3 protein-coding genes are annotated in these 2,504 nt (G+C 66.3%); all 3 read left to right on the top strand.

The window, feature by feature from the left end:
• Nucleotides 1-201 precede the first annotated feature (201 nt).
• Entirely contained in the window at nt 202-1,125 is a 924-nt protein-coding gene (locus AB0M20_RS37910; protein ID WP_364305673.1) for a sulfotransferase domain-containing protein, read from the top strand.
• Between the two features lie 151 nt (nt 1,126-1,276).
• Entirely contained in the window at nt 1,277-1,774 is a 498-nt protein-coding gene (locus tag AB0M20_RS37915; RefSeq protein WP_364305675.1) for a SigE family RNA polymerase sigma factor, read from the top strand.
• On the top strand, nt 1,771-2,504 hold a 734-nt coding region (locus AB0M20_RS37920; RefSeq protein ID WP_364305678.1), incomplete at its 3' end, for a hypothetical protein. The genes AB0M20_RS37915 and AB0M20_RS37920, both read left to right, overlap by 4 nt.

Here is a 2,504-nt window from a genome sequence, read left to right on the forward strand (position 1 = left end):
AGCGACCCGAACGACCCGGACGCCGAACTGTACGAGAACGGCTCCCTGCTGCCCAGCCCGCACGCCACGCTCGCCGGCCCCACCTTCGAACAGTGGCTCGACGCCGTCGAACGAGGCACCGCCCGCGGCCTCACCGAGACGGCTGCATAACGGCCGTACGGCGGATGGCCGCGTTGCCGGGGTCGACATAGGAAGGGGTACATGGACACGCCGCGTCGTACCCGCACCTACCGCAGCCATCACCTCGACAGCCAGCGGTGGGATCATGTCACCCTGCGGCCGGGCGACGTCGTCGTCTCGACCTCGATGAAGGCGGGTACCACCTGGATGCAACGCATCATGAGCCTGCTGGTCTTCGGCACGGGCCCCTTGCCGGCACCGCTGGTCGCGTTGTCTCCATGGATCGACGCGGCCTTCCTGGGCGACGTGGATGGCCTCGTGGCGAGCATCGAGGCCCAGCAGCACCAGCGATTCCTGAAGAGCCACTTGCCATTCGACGCTCTGCCGTACGACCCGGCGGTCCGTTACGTGTACGTTGGCCGCGACACGCGGGACGTGTTCATGTCGGCCTTCAACCACTACAGCGCCTACACCGAGTTCACCTACTCGCTGCTGGACGCCGCGGGTGGCGCGGCCGGCCCGATGCCCCGGTGCCCGGCCACTGAACGAGAGCTGTGGGCCGATTGGATGACCCGCAGCCTGTTCGATTGGGAGGCGGACGGCTGGCCGTTCTGGTCTCACCTTCACCACGCCGCGACCTTCTGGCCGCATCGGGACCTGCCCAACGTGCTGATGGTCCACTACACCGATCTGCTTGCCGACCTCGAGGCGCAGATACGCCGCGTCGCCGCCTTCACCCACATCGAGGTGGCCGAGGATGCTTGGCCCGAGCTCGTGGCGGCCGCCCGGTTCGACGCCATGAAGCAGGACGCGATCCGCAACGAGGAGTCCGTCAGGCCGCTCTTCTTCGAGGGCGGCGCCCGTCGCTTTTTCTACAAGGGCACCAACGGACGTTGGCGCCATGTCCTCACCGAGGAAGACCTGGCCCTCTACGAGACAGCAGCCGCTCAGATCGACCCAGGCCTGCGCTCATGGCTCGAAGCCGATTCAGCGGCCAACGCTTGACTCCGGCGTTTGATGCGAGCGGCCCTCGCACACCTTGATCTTCGAGGCAGGTCCAACTTTGTCGCGAGCATGACGGGGATACGGCCGGCGCTGGGACTGATTGTTTCACTAGTTGTCTACGGCACACGGGTTGGGCGGCGTCTTTAAAGGCATGACGTTCGAGGAGTACGTGCTGGTGCGTGGCCCGGCGCTCATGCGCTTCGCGCGCTTGCTCACCGCCGACAACCACCGGGCAGAGGACCTGGTGCAAGACGTACTGGCCAAAGCCTTCGTGCACTGGCGAAGGATCACCGCTGCGGACCATCCCGATCTGTATGTGCGGCGGATGCTCCTCAACGCCCATCACTCCTGGCGGCGGCGGCGCATGAATCGTGAGGTAACCGCTGCTGACCTCGGCGACTACGAGAACGTCGTCGACGCGACGCTCGACTTGGTGGAACGAGACGCGATCTGGCGGGTGGTTCGCACACTGCCGGCACAGCAGCGGACGGTGATCGTCCTGCGTTACTACGAGGACTACGACGACGCCACCATCGCCGGCCTGTTGGGCTGTTCGACGGGCACCGTCCGCAAGCAAGCGATGCGCGCGCTCGAGAAGTTGCGAGCCGTATTGCCGGCCCTGCTCTTGACGACGAAGGAGAATCCGTGATGCACACCGATTTGGAAGACGCGTTGAGAGGCAGCCTGCAACGGCAGGCCGGCAGTGATGCGATCGACGTCTCGTCGCTGTTGAGCTCGGCGGAGACGCGGGGCAGGCGTTGGCGGCGCCGGCGGGCCACGGCCGCTGCCGCCGGTCTCGTTGTGGCCGCCGTCGCCATGCCGATCGGCGTAACCGTGGTGTCGGACCGCCGGATGCCAACCCCGAGCGCGGAGTCGTCGGCCGCGATGCGGCAGCAGGATTTGCGAATGGATCCGGCGGCAGGAGTTCCCGGGGCGGTCGAGCGGCCGGAAGCGGTCGGCACCGACCCGTGGGTACTGCACTTCTCGATCAACGATCTGACCAGCCAGGCCACTTACGCGGGCTGGTCGTCGATGCCGGGCAGGGAAAGAGCCCGGGTACGAGGCCCCGGGGCGATGTCGTTCGAGATCGAGATCGCGAAGGACAGCAGCAGCCTGAAGGCGTTGGCCGGTCGAACGAAGAGTAAAGCGGTCGAGGTCGGCGGTAGAAAGGGCGCCTTGGTGACGCCGGCCGGCAACGGCCCTCAGAGATCCTTTCAGCTGACCTGGCAACCAACCACCGGTGTCTGGGCACGTGCAATCGCATCAGGGGTGACGCGTGCGAAGGTCCTGCAGATGGCCGAGGCAGTTCGCTTCGACAAGTCCACCCGCTGCCGATTGCCTTTCCGGCTCGGGCGTATTCCGGCAGAGATGACGGTGCA

The sequence above is a fragment of the Actinoplanes sp. NPDC051633 genome (assembly GCF_040681735.1).
Taxonomy (GTDB): Bacteria; Actinomycetota; Actinomycetes; order Mycobacteriales; family Micromonosporaceae; genus Actinoplanes.

Excerpts from the sequence above, each read along its gene's own strand:
- AB0M20_RS37915 (WP_364305675.1), top strand. The coding sequence starts at position 1,277 with ATGACGTTCGAGGAGTACGTGCTGGTGCGTGGCCCGGCGCTCATGCGC.
- AB0M20_RS37910 (WP_364305673.1), top strand. The coding sequence starts at position 202 with ATGGACACGCCGCGTCGTACCCGCACCTACCGCAGCCATCACCTCGAC.